Below are 18,953 nucleotides of genomic sequence, written 5' to 3' on the forward strand. Positions count from 1 at the left end.
CTCCCAGACAGGTTCAGCGGTGCCCTCGGGCTACTGTGCAGGTGCATCGTCCACCACCCTGAAGCGCAACACGCCAATCACCTGCCCATCCTCGGTCAGCACCCTCACCTGCCACTTGCCCACCGGGTTGGGCGGGAAGTTCTGCTTGTGCGTCCAGGCCCGGTAGCCTTCCTTGCGTCCGCCGTGGATATCCAGGGCGATGCGATCCACCTCTTTACCATCGAGCTGCCACACGTGGTAGATGCGTTCGTTGAGGCCGCGCGGGGCATTGATCGCGGTATAGGCATACAGGCCGCCGCTGCGGATGCGGCTGGCAGCGACTTCCTCCAGAGAGTCGCCCGGCTGGCGGTTCTGCACTTCGGTGCTGACGGCCACCTCGGTCATCCACAAGGTGGCCGGCGGCACCCAGGAACGCAGCAACCAGCCACCGCCGCCGACTGCCAGGGTCACCAGCACCAGAGCCACGCCGCGGCGCCAGGTGTTGATCGGGAAGCTGCTGGCCAGGCTGGGGAAGGACAGCGCCATGGCGGCGACCAGGGCCAGCTTGAAGCTCTGCGCCGTGGTCAGGTGCAGGATGATCGGCAGCGCCGTGAGCAGCGCGGCGAACAGGGTCAGGGTGTGCAGGGCGAGGAACAGCCAGCGCCGGGGCGCCAGCCACTTGTAGTACAGCGGGTCGATGATCGAGATCAGCCCCGCAGCGCCGAGCAGGCCGGTGAAGACCAGTTGCCCGCTGTTCCAGGTGGTGGTGATGAAGAAGAACGGCAGGACGAAGAACAGGCTTTCCTGGTGGATCATCTGCGTCGCGTAGCGCAGCAGCGGTTGCGGGATCTCGCGCTTGAAGGCTCGGGCGAACAGGCCCGTAAGGGTGTTTTCCAGCATCAGCCAGACCCAGCTGACCAGCATGACGATGGCGATCCAGCTGGCCAGGCCGGCTTGGCGGTCGACCAGGATGAAGCTGCCGATGCCAGAGAGAAAGCCGCAGAGCGCGATGATGCCGGGGTAGCGCTTGAGCAGTTCGATCACGCGCAGGATGAAATTGGGTATCGGAGGCATGGGGCTGATAGACAGAGAGATTTAGGTGCCGGTTCTGGCTCGGTCGCAGGACGAGCCTGCTCCCACAGGCTTGCGCAAAGCCTGGCACGAATCCTGTGGGAGCGGGCACGTCGGGGCGCCGAACCGCCGTGAAAGGGCCGGATGATGGCTACAGGATACCGCTGAATCAGGGCTGGCGTGTAGCGCCGCTGGAGCGTGGCGTCGGGTGGCGGCGACGGCGCAGCAGCCCGGCGGCCAGGACCAGGCCCAGCAGCAGTGCCAGCAAGCCGTAGAGTTCGTCGTAGCCGAGCAGCGGTTTTTCGATACGCAGGTAGCCTGGGTCGTCGAGCAGCGTGCGCAGGGCTTCGTCGGCCTGCTTGAGGCTGACCTGGCGCAGCTTGCGGACCGGGTCGGCGAAGCGCCCGTCGGTGTAGTCGTTCAACGCGCCCCAGTAGTAGTCGGCCAGGGCGCTGTTACCCTGGGTGGTCCAGCTTTCGCGGGCGATGGCTGCTTCCTTGAGGCGCGCGAAGGTGTCCGGGTCCAGGCCGTTCTTGCGCAGGTGGTCGAACAACTGCTGCATGACCTTGACCGCTTCGTCGATGTCCTGCCGCTCGAGGTCGGCATTGAGGCTGAGCATGCCCCGGTCGCCAAAGCTTTCGCGTTGCACCGAGGGCCCATAGGACAGGCCATGGCGCAGGCGCAACTGGTCGTACAGGGCCCAGTCCAGGTAGCGCGAGAGCAGGTCGAGGGTCTGGTCGTGGGCGTTGTCCAGCACCGGCTCGATGAACAGCCAGTGCAGCTTGACGCTGTCGCCCAGCCAGCCGCGGGTCAGGTCGCGGCGCTGTTCGGCCTGGCGGCTGATGCTTTCCAGGCTGCGCCGCTCGCCTGGCTCCACGGCCGGCAGCTCGCCATAGGTGCGCTCCAGGTAGGCCGGCAGCAGGCGGTCGAGGCCGCCGACGACGATCAGGGTCATGTTGTTGGCGGCATACCAGTGCTCGCGCAGTGCCTGGACCTGCTCCAGGGTCATGTCGTCGAGGTTGGAGCGCTCCGGGCACTTCAGGCCCAGTTCCACGGCCAGTTGGTCGCTGGCGCGGTGGCCGATGTCCTGGCGGTCGAGCCAGCGCTGCAGGTGGCCGTAGTGGCCGCCGTCCTCGCGTTCGATGATCTTCTTCGCCGTGGCCAGGGCCTTGCCATCGATACGTGTGTCGCGGATCGCCGCCAGCAGCAGGTCGAGGACCTTGCGCTGGTTACGCGCCGGCGCCTCGACGACGAAGGTGGTGTCGGCGCTGCTGGTGTAGGCGTTCCACTCCCCGCCCAGTGCCTGCATGCGCTCTTCCAGGCCGCCCTCGCCGCTGGCGTCGATGCCGCTGAACAGCAGGTGTTCGAGCAGATGTGGCAGCTCCCGCTGGTCGCAGTCGAAATCGTCCAGGCCAACCCCCACCACCAGGCGGATCGCCACATGGTCGCGCTCGTAGCCCGACTTGAGGATCACCTGCAGGCCGTTGGGCAATAGATACCCTTCGACCCGGGAGCGATCGAGGGCGAACGTGGGCAGGCTGCACAACAGCAGGCAAACGAACATCAGGCAACGCATGGGCGAGCTCGGGTCTCCAGGTACGCGGGATCAGGACAGGCGGGCTTCGTCCGGCACGCTGTCGAGCAGAAGCCCGCCCGTGTCCGCGCCGCCCAGTACCACATAGGCACTGCTGCAGAACAAAGAGTTCAACCGCTTCATGTCGGCGATCAGCTCCAAGTGTAGCGAACTGGTCTCGATACTTTGCACCACTTTGCGTTGCAAACGGCTGACATGGGCGTGGGCCAGGCGTCGCTCCTGGGCGCGGAAGCGGCGTTTCTCGCGTAGTAGCAGGCGGGCGCTCTGCGGATCGGCGCTGAGGAACACCGACAGACCCAGGCGCAGGTTGGCCAGCAACTGCTCCTGCAGGCCAGTCAGTTCCTCCAGGCCGACCTGGGAGAACTCGCGGCGCTGGGAGGTTTTTTGCTGCTGGACCTTGCGCAGCATGCGCTCGATCAGGTCGCTGGCGAGCTTGAGGTTGATCGCCAGCTCGATGATCTCGGCCCAGCGCCGGTTGTCCTGTTCGCTGAGATCCTCCCGCGACATCTGCGCCAGGTACAGCTTGATGGCGCTGTACAGGGCTTCGGCATCCTCGACCAAGGCGCGTACCTGCTGCGGCATGGCGGTCTGGGTGCCGCGCAGGGCACCCAGCATGGCTTCGAGCAGGCTGTCGACGATGTCCCCCAGGCGCAGGGTCTCGCGCGCGGCGTTGGCCAGGGCCAGGCTCGGTGTGTCGAGGGCGGAGGCGTCCAGGTGGCGTGGCCGGATCTGGCCGTTGCCGTTCTCGCGCTCCGGCAGCAAGGCGTTGCACAGGCGCCCCATGGGCTTGACCGTGGGCAGCATGATCAGGCAGCGCAGGGTGTTGTAGAGCAAGTGGAAGCCGATCACCAGCTCCTGCGGGCTGAACCTCAGCGAGTCCATCCAATCCACCAGCGGGTGCAGCACCGGGATCACCAGCACCAGGCCGATCAGTTTGTACAGCAGGCTGCCCAGTGCCACCCGTCGGCCCGCGGCGTTCTGCATGCTGGTGGTGAGGAAGGCCAGCAGGCCGCTGCCGATGTTGGCGCCGACCACCAGGCCGATGGCCACCGGCAGGCTGATGACTTCCGCCCCGGCCAGGGTGGCGGTGAGCAGCACGGCGGCCAGGCTGGAATAGGACACCAGGGCGAACAGGGCTCCGACCAGGGCGTCGAGCATGATGTCGCCGGTCAGGGAGGCGAACAGGACCTTCACGCCCTGGGCATGGGTGATCGGCGTGGCCGCCTGGACGATCAGCTCCAGGGCCAGGATGATCAGGCCCAGGCCGATGCCCACGCGGCCGAGCTGGCCAGCGCGGGTCTGCTTGCGCGAAAGAAAGAAGATCACTCCGAGGAAGACCAGCAACGGCGACAGCCATGACAGGTCGAAGGTCAGTACCCGGGCCATCAGCGCCGTCCCGACATCGGCACCGAGCATGATCGCCAGGGCCGGGGTCATGGCCATCAGGCCCTGGCCGACGAACGACGTCACCAGCATGGCCGTGGCGTTGCTGCTCTGCACCAGCGCGGTGACCAGGATGCCGGCGATGAAGGCCAGCGGGCGCTTGCTCATGTTCTGGCTGAGCACCCGGCGCAGGTTGGAGCCATAGACCCGCAGGATGCCGGTTCGCACGATGTGCGTGCCCCAGACCAGCAGGGCCACGGCGGAGAGCAGGTTGAGCAGGGTCAGCATGTTTCGAGGCCCCCCTAATGCCTTCGCCCCAGCATGGGGCCAACGGGTGAAGCCGTGAGGCGGGTTTGCCCCGTGCTCACTCAAGCTTTAGTTGTTTTGCGGACTTGCCGCCAGCTTGGCATGGCTGAAACATATTTGAAACATTTCGTCGCGGGCCCCGGCCCACTGCTACAAGCCCTGTGGCGGGCATGAATGAAAGAAGGCCCCGGAGGGCAATGCCGGTCAGTTAAGACGTTCAGTTGTCATTTGGGGCCGCTTCGCGCCCCATCGCCGGCAAGCCGGCTCCCACACTGTCCGTGCAAACCGCATCATGTGTGGTCGCCGCGGTCCCTGTGGGAGCCGGCTTGCCGGCGATGGGCTGCAAGGTAGCCCCAAAAATGACAAAGCGCCGCTTGACTGACTGACATTAGCCCCGGAGGGCCTTCTTTCTTGCGCGTCCTGATCTTATTGACCCGGGATGTCCTTGCGCAGTTTCACCGGCTCGTGCTCCTTGCCCTCTTTGCGCGCCATGGCCGTGCGCATGCGGATGTTGATCGCCTCCACCGCCAGGGAGAACGCCATGGCGAAGTAGACGTAGCCCTTGGGCACGTGCACGTCGAAGGATTCGGCGATCAGCACGGTACCGACCACGATCAGGAACGACAGGGCGAGCATCTTCAGCGACGGGTGCTTGTCGATGAAGTCGCTGATGGTGCCGGCGCAGAGCATCATCACCAGCACCGCGACGATGATCGCGGCGATCATCACCGGCACGTGGGAGACCATGCCCACGGCGGTGATCACCGAGTCCAGGGAGAATACGATGTCGATGATGGCGATCTGGATGATGGTGTAGAAGAACTGGCCACCGGCGCCCTTGGGCGCTTCCGGGCTCTCGTCCTCGCCTTCCAGGCCGTGGTAGATCTCCTGGGAGCTCTTCCACAGCAGGAACAGGCCACCGAAGAACAGGATCAGGTCGCGCCCGGAGATGCCCTGCTCGAGCACGACGAACAGGTCGTCGGTCAGGCGCATCACCCAGGTAATCGACAGCAACAGCAGGATGCGCGTGACCATGGCCAGGGCCAGGCCGAAGATCCGGGTGCGTGGCTGCATGTGCTTGGGCATGCGGCTGACCAGGATCGAGATCATGATGATGTTGTCGATACCGAGGACGATCTCAAGTGCCGTGAGGGTGAAAAAGGCAACCCAGATTTCCGGGCTGGTCAGCCATTCCATGTGTATTCCTTCGAACGATAGAGGCGATGCGCCCGGGCTCGGGGCGCATCGCGGTTTGGGCTTGTCTTACAGACTGCTGAACAACGGGAAAATCCCCATGAGCAGTGCGGCGAGCATTATGCACAGGCACACCAGCACTGCCCACTTGAGGGTGAAGCGCTGGTGGTCGCCGAACTCGATGCCGGCCAGGGCCACCAGCAGGTAGGTGGAGGGTACCAGGGGGCTCAGCAGGTGTACCGGTTGCCCGACGATCGATGCACGGGCCATCTCCACCGGGCTGATGCCGTAGTGGCTAGCCGCTTCCGACAGGACCGGCAGGACGCCGTAGTAGAACGCATCGTTGGACATGAAGAAGGTGAACGGCATGCTGACGATCGCGGTGATCACGGCCAGGTACGGCCCGAGCGCCTCGGGAATCACCGACAGCAGGCTCTTGGACATGGCCTCGACCATGCCGGTGCCAGACAGGATGCCGGTGAAGATGCCCGCGGCGAAGATCAGGCCGGTGACCGCCAGGACGCTGCCGGCATGGGCGGCGATGCGGTCCTTCTGCTGCTGCAGGCACGGGTAGTTGACGATCATGGCGATGCTGAAGGCGATCATGAACAGCACCGGCAACGGCAGCGCGCCGGCGATCAGCGCGACCATCAGGGCGGCGGTCAGGGCGCCATTGAACCAGATCAGCTTGGGCCGACGTGCCTCGGGGAACTGCGACACGCTGATCTCGCTGTGGTCGATGTCGTCGGTGGGCAGGTGCAATTCGCCCAGGCGGGCCCGCTCACGCTTGCCGTACATGTAGGCGATGCCCAGGATCGCCAGGACACCGAACACCATGGCCGGGATCATTGGCACGAAGATGTCCGACGGGTCTACGTGCAGCGCGCTGGCCGCGCGGGCCGTGGGGCCGCCCCAGGGGGTCATGTTCATCACCCCGCCGGCCAGGATGATCAGGCCGGCCATGATCCGCGGGCTCATCCCCAGGCGGCTGTACAGTGGCAGCATGGCCGCGCAGCAGATCATGTAGGTGGTGGCGCCGTCACCGTCGAGCGAGACCACCAGGGCCAGCGCCGCGGTACCGACCGAGACTTTCAGCGGGTCGCCCTTGACCAGCTTGAGGATCTTGCGCACGGCCGGGTCGAACAGGCCGGAGTCGATCATCAGGGCGAAATAGAGAATGGCGAACATCAGCATCACGCCGGTGGGCGCAAGCTTGCTGATGCCCTCGAGCATCATCGGGCCGATATGGCTGTAGAAGCCCCCGAACAGGGCGAACAGGATCGGTACCAGGATCAGGGCGATCAAGGCCGACAGGCGCTTGGTCATGATCAGGTACATGAAGGTGATGACCATGGCAAAGCCGAGGAAGGTCAGCATGGCGGTACTCCAGGCGTGGCGCGTCGAAAGGCGGGTCGATTCGGGCGGATCAGCGCGTCAGGCGCTGCGCATGGAATAGCGGATGGGGTACGGCGAGGAGGCGGTTGCAGGAAGACATCAGTATCACCATTGTTTTTGTCGATTGGGCCGGGCGCGGAATGTTCCGGGTGCCCTGGCTGACCGGTCTGTCGCCGGTAGTGGGGCTATCCTATTGGCGAAAGCTTTCAGCCAGCTTTCGCCTGGGACAAGGCGACGGGAGGTCATATCGATGCCGGAGGTACAAGAAGGCGGCTGCCATTGCGGCGCCCTGCGCTATCGCCTGGAGGGTGACCTGACGGATGTCGCCCATTGCCATTGCTCGATCTGCCGGCGGGTCAGCGGCGGGTTGGTGGTCACCTGGCTCACCCTGCCTCGCACCGGCTTCCAGTGGCTGGCGGGCACGCCCAGGTGCTATATGGCGCCGGCCAGCTGCAGCCGTTACTTCTGTGGCCAGTGCGGGGCGCACGTGGCCCTGGTGACCTCGCACAGCCCGGACAGCATCGATGTGACGGTGGCGACGCTGGATCATCCGCAGCGGGTGCGGGCCCATCGGCATATCTGGACCAGCAGCCGGTTGCCCTGGCTGCACCTGGATGAGGACTTGCCTGGGGAGACCGAGGAGCGTCTTTAGGCGGCTGATGGGATGGCGCTGCGAGTCTGGGGCCGCTTTGCAGCCCCTGACGCTCCGCAGCCCAGCCATCAGGGCAGTTGCAGCCCCCCGGCCGCCTTGTGCAATGCACGCAGGTGCTCGCCGATCTGCTGCACATTGGCCTCCACTGCGGCGATCTCCCTGGCCCGCTCAGGCTCGAGCAAGGCCCGCACTTCCTTGTCCAGATCGGTACTCAGGCGCAGCAGTTGCGCCTGGCGCTCGCTGCTGACCTGCTCCAGGTGCTTGCGCTCGTCCGGCTGGGGCAGGCCATAGCCGCTGCTGCCCAGCAGCTCCGCCGGGCGGCTGAGGAAGCCGCTGTTGGCCAACATCTGCTGCAAGGTCTCGTTGGCCTTGGCGATGCTGCCATCCTTCAGCGCCTGGGCGTTCAGGTAACGCTGCTTGACCTCGTCCTGGGCCAGCAGCAACTGGCGGCGCAGGCTGGCTTGCTCGAGCAGGAGCAAGGCGGCGCTGGTGCGCAGGTTGGCCTGCTGGAACCAGGTGCCGCGTTCGCTGGCGTCCAGGGCGAGCCAGTCCTCGACCTTCACCTGCTTGATCGGCAACTGCTGCTTCAGTACCTCGAACATGGCCTGGTAGCGATCGCGGTAGGAGTCGAAGCGGTAACCCAGGCGCAGGGCCTCGCGCGGGTCGTCGAGCACGCTGGTGTCGGCCAGCCCACGGCCCTTGAGCACCTCCAGCAGGCCGTTGGGCATGATGCTGTCCAGGTCGTTGAGGCGCGGGTTGGCAGTGCCGCTGCGCAGCAGCTTCAGCGACTCCACCGCACAGTTGTTGGACAGGAAGTAATAGTTGCCGTCATAGCTCCAGTGCATCTCGGCGGCCTGGCGCACCAGCCCTTCCACCTCCTGGCGGTTGAGCTTGAGCGGGATCGAGGCCAGGCTGCGCAGCTCGGTCTTGGTGTACTCGTCGATCACCTGGCCCAGGGGCAGGACGAACAGTCGCGACGGATAGGCGCCGGTGAGACCGTCCCAGCTGGACAGTTGCAGGTCGTTGACGAAGGCCCGGTACGACAGCACCAGGTGTTGGTCGAGGTCCAGCCGGCAATCCGGGCCGCGCGGCCGGCCCGGGGCGCAGATCACCAGGCGCAGCATGCTGTGGCCCCAGCGGCTGACCCAGTTCTGGTTGGCCTCGGCCAGCAGGTAGTCGACCTCGTAGACCCGCTCGGGGTCGATCTCGCCCAGCGGCTGGCGCGCGAAATCGTTGCCGGCATTGAGGAATGGCAAGCCCTTGGCGCAACTGGCTTGTGGCGGTGCCCAGGCGAAATGCTCGCGCAGGTACTGGTTCAACGCCGGGCGGCGGCAGGCGTAGCTCGGGTCGAGGAGAAAGTACTCCATGTTGACCGCGATGAACTCCTTCGGGCTGCTCAGTTCGTAGCTGTCGGGGCTGCGCACCAGCTGGCCGTTGTGCAGCTCGCGCTCGCCACGGCGGCCGACGTATTGCGGCCAGCCGGCCAGGTCGAGCAGGCGCGGATCGTCGCTGAGGGTGAAGCGCCGTTCGGCCTGGCCACGGCACTGCTCTGGCAGGCCGACCTTGCCCAGGCTGCCCTGCTGGCGCGTGCAGCGGGCGATCAGCTGGCGCTCGCCGGCGGGCCAGAGACGGGCGCGGTCGTAGAGGTGGGTCAGTTCGTGCAGCACGGTGGCCAGCAACTCCTGGCGCACGGTGCCATGGGGGCGCCCGGTCTGTTCGCGGGCCGCGCTGCCGTCCACCAGCCCGGGAAGCAGGCGGCGGTTCAGCTCCAGGGTGGAAACCAGCGAGGCCTGGCCGTAGGCGTCGGCAGGCATGCGCTCGCTCCAACTGACCTGGACGCGGCGGTCCAGTCGCTGCTTGAAGCGCGGCGGGAGCTTGCCCAGGGCCTCGTCGAGCAAGGCCTGGGTGGCATGCTGTTGCCGTGGGTCGAGCCCTTGGGCCTGCAGCTCAAGCTGTAGGTCGGCCAGGGCGGGCGTGCCGAGCAGCGTCAGGGCGCAGCCGAGCAGCCAGGCACGCACGCGTCTCACAGCGCCAGGATGGCTTCGGCCAGTACCTGGTCGTTGGCGTCGCGGGCTTCGGGGACGCGCTGGCGAATGGCATTGAACGCGGCCTCGAGCTGGGCACCACGGATTTCGCCGTGGCTGGCGACGAAGCTGGCCGCGTCGTCGCGGGCTTCCTGCACGACCTTGGCGTCGCGGATGGAGGTGGTGGTGTCCGAGGTGAAATCGATCGAGCGACCGAAGGCGCGCACGATGATGTTGCTGGTGGCCACCAGGGTTCGTGCCTGGGCCAGGTCGGCCAGCAACAACATGCCGAGGATGGCGGCGATCAGCGGTTTACGCATGGAGCATCTCCGAAAGATACAGGGAGTCAGGTGTAGTCATTGGACGAGAATGGCCTCGGCCAGTTCACGGTCGCCGACAGAGTGATGTGGGTAGGCACGTCGCAGCGAATCCAGCGCTGCCTGCAGGCGTGCGCCACGGATCAGGCCGTCGGTGGCGACGAAGGCCGCGGCGTCGTCGCGGGCCTGGATGACCAGCTTGCGGTCGAACGGGGCGGTGGTCACCTGGCTGGTGACGTAGCCGCTGACAACCAGGCTCTGGGTGGTGACATCCATGGCATGGGCGCTTCCCATGCCGGCGAGGGCGAACAGCAACGGCAACAGATAACGCATGGACTTTCTGTAAACGATGGACTCGGGCGGCGAAGGCTACCCCGGATGCGCCGACGAGGGCCAGCGTATCCGGGCGTTGCGGCGAAGGCTCAGAGCGCCAGGATGGCCTGGGCCAGTTGTGCGTCGCTGGCCTGCAGGGTCGGCATCTGCTGGCGGATATGGATGAAGGCGCTCTCCAGCTTCGCGCCCCGGATGCTGCCTTCGCTGCCGACGAAGCTGGCGGCGTCGTCACGGGCGGCCTGGACGATCTTGTCGTCACGCAGCGACGAAGACAGGTCGGAGGTGGCGTCGGTGGAGGCGGCGACACCGCGCACGACCGCGTCAGTGGTGACGACGAAGCTGGAGGCGTTGGCGGTGCCGGTCAGGGCCAACAGCAGGGCGGCGCCAACAAACAGGTGGTTACGGGACATGGTCATGGACTCCTGCACTAGGGGGTTCTGGTTATCGGACGCTCGTTCGGCTCGTCGCGGTACGTGTCTATTTACCAGGCTGGTAAGCCAAGCGTATCACGCGGCGATGTTTCCAGATGTTTTATGGTGAGGTTGGGTGATAACTGTTATGGAATTTTAAGATCTTATTAAAACTGTACCTGTCGCGGTGATCTTTTCGCGGGCACCACCGGAAGCCCCTTTTGGCCTGAAGCAAGCGACAAAAAACCCGCCGCGGTCTCCCGTGGCGGGTTCTTGGAATTCTTTGGTGCCGGGCAAGCCCGGCGAACCAAGGCTCAGCGCCAGAACGGCTTGCTCAGCTCTTCGTAGCGCTGCGACTCGCTGATACCGGCATCGGCCAGCAGGCGGGCGTCCAGGCGAGCCAGCTGACGGCGGCTGGAAACGCGGCGCTGCCACAGCAGCAGGGTGGACAGAGCGCGCAGAGGCAGCGAAGCGTGGGCGTTTTGAGCGTTGTTTTCGAAAACCAGACCGGAACTCAGGGTGCGTTCCATGATGTGTCATCCTTCCGCTTGTGGCGGCATTGGGTAGTGATTTAACTGATGCCAATGATCCGCTTCTGCTGTCCAGAACAGTAGATACAGTTCAACAGTATTGCGATGGTCCAGTTAACTGTTTAACCCTGCTGTTGCACTCGAATTTGGCGTAACTGTACTGGTCTGCACTTATTTGGTGCGTTTATGAGTGGATTCAGGATTTTGTCAGGCGGGAGGTCGCTAAATTATAGGTACAGTAGAACAGTTTTTTGAGGATGTGCTGTTCGAACTGTGCAGGCCTGCTTCCACAGAGTCATGGGCAGCAACTGTCGTGCTTTTGCCTGTACCGGCCCCATCGCCGGCAAGCCGGCTTCCACAGGTACTCCACCAGGGCTGAGGGCAGTGGTGAACCTATGGGAGCCGGCTTGCTGGCGATGGGCTGCAAAGCAGCCCTCTAGCTCACACTGGTTTTCAGAGGGGGCTGGTACTGGCTCAGCTGGCGAGCATGCGCCCGCTTTCTTCCAGGTTCTCGTGCCAGCTCAGGGCCTCGCGCAGGATATGCGGGGTATGGCCACCACGCTGGCAGGCGCGCTCGAAGTAGTCGTTCAATGCGGCGCGGTAGTCCGGGTGCACGCAGTTGTCGATGATCGCCCGGGCACGTTCGCGTGGTGCCAGGCCCCGCAGATCGGCCAGGCCTTGCTCGGTGACCAGGATGTCGACGTCGTGCTCGGTATGGTCGACATGGCTGACCATCGGCACCACGCTGGAAATCGCGCCGCCCTTGGCGATCGACTTGGTGACGAAGACGGCCAGGTGAGCGTTGCGGGCGAAGTCGCCGGAGCCGCCGATGCCGTTCATCATCTTGGTGCCGCAGACGTGGGTCGAGTTGACGTTGCCATAGATGTCGAACTCGAGCGCAGTGTTGATACCGATGATGCCCAGGCGACGCACCACTTCGGGGTGGTTGGAGATCTCCTGCGGGCGCAGCACCAGCTTGTCCTTGTAGCGCTCCAGGTTGCCGAACACGTCAGCGTTGCGGCGGGTCGACAGGGTGATCGAGCTGCCCGAGGCGAAGCGCAGCTTGCCGGCGTCGATCAGGTCGAAGGTCGAGTCCTGCAGCACTTCGGAGTACATGGTCAGGTCTTCGAACGGCGACTCGATCAGGCCGCACATCACCGCGTTGGCGATGCTGCCGATGCCAGCCTGCAGCGGGCCGAGCTGGTTGGTCATGCGGCCGGCGGCCACTTCGCGCTTGAAGAAGTCGATCAGGTGATCGGCGATGGCCTGGGTCTCGTGGTCCGGCGGCAGCACGGTGGACGGCGAGTCCGGCTGGTCGCTGATGACGATGGCGACGATCTTCGCCGGGTCGATAGGGATCGCGGTGCTGCCGATGCGATCGTCGACCTTGACCAGCGGGATCGGGGTGCGGGTCGGGCGGTAGGTGGGGATATAGATGTCGTGCAGGCCTTCGAGGTTGGCGTTGTGCGAGAGGTTGATCTCGACGATCACCTGCTTGGCGAAGATCGCGAAGCTGGCCGAGTTGCCCACCGAAGTGGTCGGTACGATGTGGCCTTGCTCGGTGATGGCCACCGCTTCGATGACCGCGATGTCCGGCAGCTTCAGTTGCTGGTTGCGCAGCTGCTCGACGGTTTCCGACAGGTGCTGGTCGATGAACATCACCTGGCCGTCGTTGATGGCCTTGCGCAGGGTGCTGTCCACCTGGAACGGCATGCGGCGGGCCAGGACACCAGCCTCGGTCAACTGCTTGTCCAGGTCGTTGCCCAGGCTGGCGCCAGTCATCAGGCTGATCTTCAGGGGCGACTGCTTGGCGCGCTCGGCCAATGCGTGGGGCACGGCCTTGGCTTCGCCGGCGCGGGTGAAGCCGCTCATGCCGACGGTCATGCCGTCCTGGATCAGGCCAGCGGCGTCAGCCGCACTCATTACCTTGCTGTGCAGGGAGGACAAGCGGATACGATCACGGTACATGGATTGTTATCTCGGGCTACTGAAGCTACTGGAGCGCAGTCTAGAGATTTCGTCCGGTGCCGTCCCGCGACCATGGTCGAATGCGAAGGCCGGAAATAGAGCCGTTGATCTGGAACAATAAACGGTGGCGAATCCTGGGAATGTGTCCGCCGGGGGGGCATGGGCATGTGGGTGAAGGCTGCAAAGCAACCCTCGCCCCGCCCTTCTTCTTTTATTCCACAGCCTTGACCATGTCCTCGAGGACCTTCTTGGCATCCCCGAACACCATCATGGTCTTGTCCAGGTAGAACAGTTCGTTGTCCAGGCCCGCATAGCCGCTGGCCATGGAGCGCTTGTTGACGATGATGGTCTTGGCCTTGAACGCCTCGAGGATCGGCATGCCGGCGATCGGCGACTTGGGATCGTTCTTCGCCGCCGGGTTGACCACGTCGTTGGCGCCCAGCACCAGAACCACGTCGGCCTGGCCGAACTCGGCGTTGATGTCTTCCATTTCGAACACCTGGTCGTACGGCACTTCGGCCTCGGCCAGCAGCACGTTCATGTGCCCGGGCATGCGCCCTGCCACCGGGTGGATCGCGTACTTCACGTTCACGCCGTTGTGGACCAGCTTCTCGGTCAGCTCCTTGAGCGCATGCTGGGCGCGGGCCACCGCCAGGCCGTAGCCGGGGACGATGATCACGCTGTCGGCATTGCTGAGCAGGAAGGTGGCATCGTCGGCCGAGCCGGATTTCACCGGGCGCTGTTCCTGCGAGCCTGCGCTTGCGCTCGTGTCGACGTCGGCGCCGAAGCCACCGAGGATGACGTTGAAGAACGAGCGGTTCATCGCCTTGCACATGATGTACGAGAGGATCGCACCGCTGGAGCCGACCAGGGAGCCGGCGATGATCAGCATCGAGTTGTTCAGCGAGAAGCCGATACCGGCCGCCGCCCAGCCCGAATAGCTGTTGAGCATCGACACTACCACCGGCATGTCGGCGCCACCGATCGGAATAATGATCAGCACGCCCATGATGAAGGCCAGGACCAGCATCAGGGTGAAGGCACTGTAGTGGCCGGTGAAGGTGAACAGCAGGCCCAGGGCGATGGTGGTCAGGCCCAGGATGAGGTTCAGCTTGTGCTGGCCGGCGAACTGTACTGGTGCGCCCTGGAACAGGCGGAACTTGTACTTGCCCGACAGCTTGCCGAAGGCGATCACCGAGCCGGAGAAGGTGATGGCGCCGATTGCCGCACCGAGGAACAGCTCCAGGCGGTTACCGGTGGGGATCGGGTCGCTCATGCTGGCGACGATGCCCAGCGATTGCGGCTCGAGCACCGCGGCGATGGCGATGAACACTGCCGCCAGGCCGATCATGCTGTGCATGAAGGCGACCAGCTCGGGCATCTTGGTCATTTCCACGCGCTTGGCCATGATCGAGCCGGCGGTGCCGCCAACCAGCAGGCCGACGATCACGTAGCCGATGCCGGCCGTCGCGAGCTCGGCGCCCAGCTTGTAGATGAGGCCGACCGTGGTGAGGATGGCGATGGCCATGCCGATCATGCCGAACACGTTGCCCCGGCGCGAACTGGTCGGGTGCGACAGGCCCTTGAGCGCCTGGATGAAGCAGACCGAGGCGACGAGGTAGAGAAGCGTTACCAGATTCATGCTCATACTTACTTCTGCGCCTCGTTCTTGGTTTTCTTCTTGAACATTTCCAGCATGCGCCGGGTGACCAGGAAGCCACCGAACACGTTGACCGCCGCCAGCGCCACGGCCAAGGTGCCCATCAGCTTGCCGGCCGGGGTGACCGTCAGCGCGGCAGCCAGCATGGCGCCGACGATGACGATCGCCGAGATGGCGTTGGTGACCGCCATCAGCGGGGTGTGCAGCGCCGGGGTGACGTTCCAGACCACGTGGTAGCCGACATAGATGGCCAGCACGAAGATGATCAGGTTGTAGATCCCGTGGGAGATCAGCATGTCTTCCATTGTCGTGCTCCTTAGGCGTTCTTGCGCACGACCTGGCCGTCGCGGCACATCAGGCACGCGGCGACGATGTCGTCTTCGAGGTTGATCACCAGCGCGCCGTCCTTGTCGAACAGCAGCTTCATGAAGTCCAGCAGGTTGCGTGCGTACAGCGCCGAGGCGTCGGCGGGTACCTGGGCCGGCAGGTTGGTCGGGCCGACGATGATCACGCCCTGCTCGGTTACCACTTGGTCAGGCACGGTCAGCGGGCAGTTGCCCCCTTGGGCGGCGGCCAGGTCGATGACCACGGCGCCGGGTTTCATCTGCGCCACGGTTTCGGCGCTGAGCAGGGTCGGAGCCTTGCGCCCGGGGATCAACGCCGTGGTGATGACGATGTCGGCTTGCTTGGCACGCTCGTGCACTGCCTGGGCCTGGCGTTGCATCCAGCTGGCGGGCATCGGGCGGGCGTAACCGCCGACGCCTTCGGCGCATTCGCGCTCCTCGTCGGTCTCGTAGGGCACGTCGATGAACTTGGCGCCGAGGGATTCGATCTGTTCCTTCACCGCCGGGCGCACGTCCGATGCCTCGATCACCGCGCCCAGGCGCTTGGCCGTGGCGATCGCCTGCAGCCCCGCGACACCGGCGCCGAGCACCAGTACGCGCGCAGCCTTCACGGTACCGGCGGCGGTCATCAGCATGGGCATGAAGCGCGGGTAGTGATGGGCGGCCAGCAGCACCGCCTTGTAGCCGGCGATGTTGGCCTGGGACGACAGCACGTCGAGGCTCTGGGCTCGCGAGGTGCGTGGCGCGGCCTCGAGGGCGAAGGCGGTGATGCCGTGCTCGGCCATCTTGGCGATCAGTTCGCCGTTGAACGGATTGAGCATGCCCACCAGCAGGCTGCCGCTGTTGATCTGGGCAAGTTCCTGGTCGTTGGGGGCGACCACCTTGAGCACCAGTTGCGCGCCGAAGGCATCGGCGGCGCTGCCCAGGGAGGCGCCTGCGGCCTCGTAGGCACTGTCCGGAATGCTGGCCTGAAGCCCTGCCCCCCGTTGGACGGTGACCTGATGACCCTGGCCAACCAGCTTCTTGATGGTTTCCGGGGTGGCGGCGACCCGCGTCTCGCCCGTCTGCGTCTCGAGAGGAACACCAATGTGCACGACTTTGTCTCCTGCGGTGACCTTTTTATCGTTGTGGATACCGGCAATCGCGGACGAGCCCGCAACGTTGCACTGGCCCGACCGTTGAACGCGACCCGCCTGATCCGGGGCGGGCGGAGCATTTTGCAGATGAACCTGAGGAGCTTCAACCGGTTCTGAAACGAAACGATCTTAAAACTACAAGTCACCCTGTGACCGTATGTCGCAACGATTCGGCTTCAGCCCATCAAGGACGGGCTATTGGGAGATTAATGGAAAATTTGAAAAATTTTGCAGGGATTTCGCTAATGCACTCGTGAGTGTCGCAAAAAATCCCTGGAGGCCGCATGGTTGTTAGCGCGCAGAGGGTTTTGACAGTGACCTGAACAGTTTTCGTATTTGCGACAGATACGTATATCTGTAGGTGTTTAAAATAATTGACTACAACGCTCAGGCAGAGGTTTCGCTTCGGTGTGTCGCGGTATAGCGCTGGGCCTGCTCCACTAGCCAGTCGCGGAAGGCTCGCAGCGACGCGGACTCTACCTTGCGATCGGGAATCATCAGGTAGTAGGCCTTGGCACTGGACAGCGCATGGCGGTTGGCGATCACCAGCCTGCCCTCTTCCAGTTCGCGCTGGATCAGGAACGGCGGGATCAGCGCGATCCCCATCTCATGCATGGCGGCCTGGGCCAGCATGGAGAATAGTTCATAGCGCGGGCCTGTCATGTCTCGGTCCACGCTCATACTCAGGCTGTCGAACCATTGTCGCCAGGCATAGGGGCGGGTGGTCTGCTGCAGCAGTGGCAACTCGGCGATGCGCTGGGCCTCGAGAGTGCCCTGTCCGCCCAGCAGCGCCGGGCTGCACACCGGCAGCGGGTTTTCGCCCATCAGCCGGTGGGACTGGGTGCCGGACCAGTCGGCGTCACCGAAATAGATGGCGGCATCGAACGCGGTGTCGGCGAACAGGAACGGGCGCGTGCGGTTGGTGAGGTTGACGGTGACCTCGGGATGGCGCTGCTGGAAGTCCTTCAGGCGTGGCAGCAACCATTGGGTACCGAAGGTCGGTACCACGGCCAGTTCGATCACGTTGGCGCCCTGCTGGCGCATCACCGACAAGGTGTCGCGCTCCACGGCGTCCAGTTGGGCGGCGACCTGGCGGCTATAGGACAGGCCGGCTTCGGTCAGTTTCACGCCCCGGCGCGAGCGGCGGAACAACTCGACATTGAGGAAGCTTTCCAGCCCACCGATCTGCCGACAGACGGCGCCCTGGGTCAGGGCCAGCTCCTGGGCGGCCTTGGTAAAGCTCTCGTGGCGGGCTGCCGCTTCGAAGCAGACCAGGGCGGTAGTGCTGGGGATCTTGCGGCGCATGTACGTCAACCTCACTTGTCGGGCGTCGAATAAGGCGATTTGCAGATTTTCGAAGTGAGAAAATATCACTAATCGGTGCGCAATCCTCGTTTGTCCCGACAGCCGATCAGGCCTAGGATCAAGGCACGAGAAACCTGTTCCCATATTTCGAGGAATTCGCTCATGGCCGGTAAAGCAAGCTTCAACTGGATCGACCCGCTGCTGCTCGACCAGCAGCTCACTGAAGAAGAGCGCATGGTGCGTGACAGCGCTTATCAGTTCGCCCAGGACAAGCTGGCGCCGCGCGTGATGGAAGCCTTCCGCCACGAGCAGACCGATCCGGCGATCTTCCGCGAGATGGGCGAAGTCGGCCTGCTTGGCGCGACCATTCCGGCGGAATATGGCGGCAGCGGCCTGAACTACGTGTGCTACGGCCTGATCGCCCGTGAGGTGGAGCGTATCGACTCCGGCTACCGGTCGATGATGAGCGTGCAGTCGTCGTTGGTGATGGTGCCGATCAACGAATTCGGCAGCGAGGCGCAGAAACAGAAGTACCTGCCCAAGCTGGCCACCGGCGAGTGGATCGGCTGCTTCGGCCTGACCGAGCCCAACCATGGTTCCGACCCGGGTTCGATGATCACCCGCGCGCGCAAGGTCGACGGCGGCTACCGCCTGAGCGGCAGCAAGATGTGGATCACCAACAGCCCGATCGCCGATGTCTTCGTGGTCTGGGCCAAGGACGATGCCGGCGACATCCGCGGTTTCATCCTCGAGAAAGGCTGGGAAGGCCTGAGCGCTCCGGCGATCCATGGCAAGGTCGGCCTGCGTGCTTCGATCACCGGCGAGATCGTCATGGACAGCGTGTTCGTGCCGGAAGAGAACATCTTCCCCGAGGTGCGCGGCCTGAAAGGCCCCTTCACCTGTCTCAACTCGGCCCGTTATGGCATCTCCTGGGGCGCGCTGGGCGCGGCGGAAGCCTGCTGGCACACCGCCCGCCAGTACACCCTGGACCGCAAGCAGTTCGGTCGCCCACTGGCGGCCAACCAGCTGATCCAGAAGAAGCTGGCCGACATGCAGACCGAGATCACCCTGGGCCTGCAGGGCTGCCTGCGCCTGGGCCGGATGAAGGACGAAGGCACCGCCGCGGTGGAGATCACCTCGATCATGAAGCGCAATTCCTGTGGCAAGGCGCTGGAGATCGCCCGCCTGGCCCGCGACATGCTGGGCGGCAATGGCATTTCCGACGAGTTCGGCGTGGCCCGTCACCTGGTCAACCTCGAGGTGGTCAACACCTACGAAGGGACCCACGACATCCACGCGCTGATCCTTGGCCGTGCCCAGACCGGTATCCAGGCGTTCTATTGATAGAGGAG

17 protein-coding genes are annotated in these 18,953 nt (G+C 64.4%); 2 read left to right on the forward strand and 15 right to left on the reverse strand.

What is annotated here, in order from left to right:
* Positions 1-30: 30 nt before the first annotated feature.
* From ACDI39_RS17800 to ACDI39_RS17820, 5 genes are all read right to left on the reverse strand, one after another.
* Complete coding sequence (locus ACDI39_RS17800) at positions 31-1,053, reverse strand: DUF5924 family protein (protein WP_225790014.1); 1,023 nt, start codon at positions 1,051-1,053, stop codon at positions 31-33.
* A gap of 166 nt (positions 1,054-1,219) precedes the next feature.
* Positions 1,220-2,626, reverse strand: a complete 1,407-nt coding sequence (locus tag ACDI39_RS17805; protein ID WP_225790015.1) for a M16 family metallopeptidase — start codon at positions 2,624-2,626, stop codon at positions 1,220-1,222.
* Between the two features lie 30 nt (positions 2,627-2,656).
* Entirely contained in the window at positions 2,657-4,315 is a 1,659-nt protein-coding gene (locus ACDI39_RS17810; protein WP_225790016.1) for a Na/Pi cotransporter family protein, read from the reverse strand.
* A gap of 444 nt (positions 4,316-4,759) precedes the next feature.
* Positions 4,760-5,530, reverse strand: coding sequence for a TerC family protein (locus ACDI39_RS17815; RefSeq protein ID WP_225790017.1), 771 nt, complete (start codon positions 5,528-5,530; stop codon positions 4,760-4,762).
* Positions 5,531-5,596: 66 nt separating this feature from the next.
* Entirely contained in the window at positions 5,597-6,904 is a 1,308-nt protein-coding gene (locus ACDI39_RS17820; protein WP_225790018.1) for a CitMHS family transporter, read from the reverse strand.
* 268 nt (positions 6,905-7,172) lie between these two features.
* Here ACDI39_RS17820 and ACDI39_RS17825 point away from each other — a divergent pair, with 268 nt between their 5' ends.
* Positions 7,173-7,574 (forward strand): GFA family protein, encoded by a 402-nt coding sequence (locus ACDI39_RS17825; protein WP_225790019.1) that lies wholly within the window; start codon positions 7,173-7,175, stop codon positions 7,572-7,574.
* Positions 7,575-7,642: 68 nt separating this feature from the next.
* Here the strand turns inward: ACDI39_RS17825 and ACDI39_RS17830 are convergent, their stop codons facing one another.
* The 10 genes from ACDI39_RS17830 to ACDI39_RS17875 form a co-directional block, all read right to left on the reverse strand.
* Complete coding sequence (locus ACDI39_RS17830) at positions 7,643-9,601, reverse strand: DUF7844 domain-containing protein (RefSeq protein WP_253091308.1); 1,959 nt, start codon at positions 9,599-9,601, stop codon at positions 7,643-7,645.
* Positions 9,598-9,918 carry a DUF2388 domain-containing protein gene (locus tag ACDI39_RS17835; protein WP_225790021.1) on the reverse strand — a complete coding sequence of 107 codons (321 nt, stop codon included), beginning with the start codon at positions 9,916-9,918 and terminating at the stop codon, positions 9,598-9,600. Before ACDI39_RS17835 ends, ACDI39_RS17830 begins: the two co-directional genes overlap by 4 nt.
* 36 nt (positions 9,919-9,954) lie before the next feature.
* On the reverse strand, positions 9,955-10,248 hold the full coding sequence (locus ACDI39_RS17840) for a DUF2388 domain-containing protein (protein WP_225790022.1): 294 nt from the start codon (positions 10,246-10,248) through the stop codon (positions 9,955-9,957).
* 89 nt (positions 10,249-10,337) lie between these two features.
* Positions 10,338-10,658, reverse strand: a complete 321-nt coding sequence (locus tag ACDI39_RS17845; protein ID WP_225790023.1) for a DUF2388 domain-containing protein — start codon at positions 10,656-10,658, stop codon at positions 10,338-10,340.
* A gap of 314 nt (positions 10,659-10,972) precedes the next feature.
* The gene (locus tag ACDI39_RS17850) at positions 10,973-11,188 is read right to left on the reverse strand and encodes a DUF1127 domain-containing protein (RefSeq protein WP_225790024.1); all 216 of its coding nucleotides are present in this window, start codon (positions 11,186-11,188) and stop codon (positions 10,973-10,975) included.
* Positions 11,189-11,662: 474 nt separating this feature from the next.
* Positions 11,663-13,156, reverse strand: coding sequence for a succinyl-CoA:acetate CoA-transferase ScpC (gene scpC / locus ACDI39_RS17855; RefSeq protein ID WP_253081720.1), 1,494 nt, complete (start codon positions 13,154-13,156; stop codon positions 11,663-11,665).
* A 211-nt stretch (positions 13,157-13,367) separates the two neighbouring features.
* Positions 13,368-14,804: an NAD(P)(+) transhydrogenase (Re/Si-specific) subunit beta gene (locus ACDI39_RS17860; protein ID WP_225790026.1), complete on the reverse strand. Its 1,437-nt coding sequence runs from the start codon at positions 14,802-14,804 to the stop codon at positions 13,368-13,370.
* 2 nt (positions 14,805-14,806) lie between these two features.
* Entirely contained in the window at positions 14,807-15,121 is a 315-nt protein-coding gene (locus ACDI39_RS17865) for an NAD(P) transhydrogenase subunit alpha part 2 (RefSeq protein WP_003256966.1), read from the reverse strand.
* A gap of 11 nt (positions 15,122-15,132) precedes the next feature.
* Positions 15,133-16,254, reverse strand: a complete 1,122-nt coding sequence (locus ACDI39_RS17870; protein WP_225790027.1) for a Re/Si-specific NAD(P)(+) transhydrogenase subunit alpha — start codon at positions 16,252-16,254, stop codon at positions 15,133-15,135.
* A 429-nt stretch (positions 16,255-16,683) separates the two neighbouring features.
* On the reverse strand, positions 16,684-17,601 hold the full coding sequence (locus tag ACDI39_RS17875) for a LysR family transcriptional regulator (protein ID WP_253081721.1): 918 nt from the start codon (positions 17,599-17,601) through the stop codon (positions 16,684-16,686).
* A gap of 162 nt (positions 17,602-17,763) precedes the next feature.
* On the opposite strand from ACDI39_RS17875, the gene ACDI39_RS17880 reads away from it, so the two are divergent.
* Complete coding sequence (locus tag ACDI39_RS17880) at positions 17,764-18,945, forward strand: acyl-CoA dehydrogenase (RefSeq protein WP_225790029.1); 1,182 nt, start codon at positions 17,764-17,766, stop codon at positions 18,943-18,945.
* Positions 18,946-18,953 lie beyond the last annotated feature (8 nt).

This window comes from Pseudomonas sp. Tun-23181 (assembly GCF_057415455.1).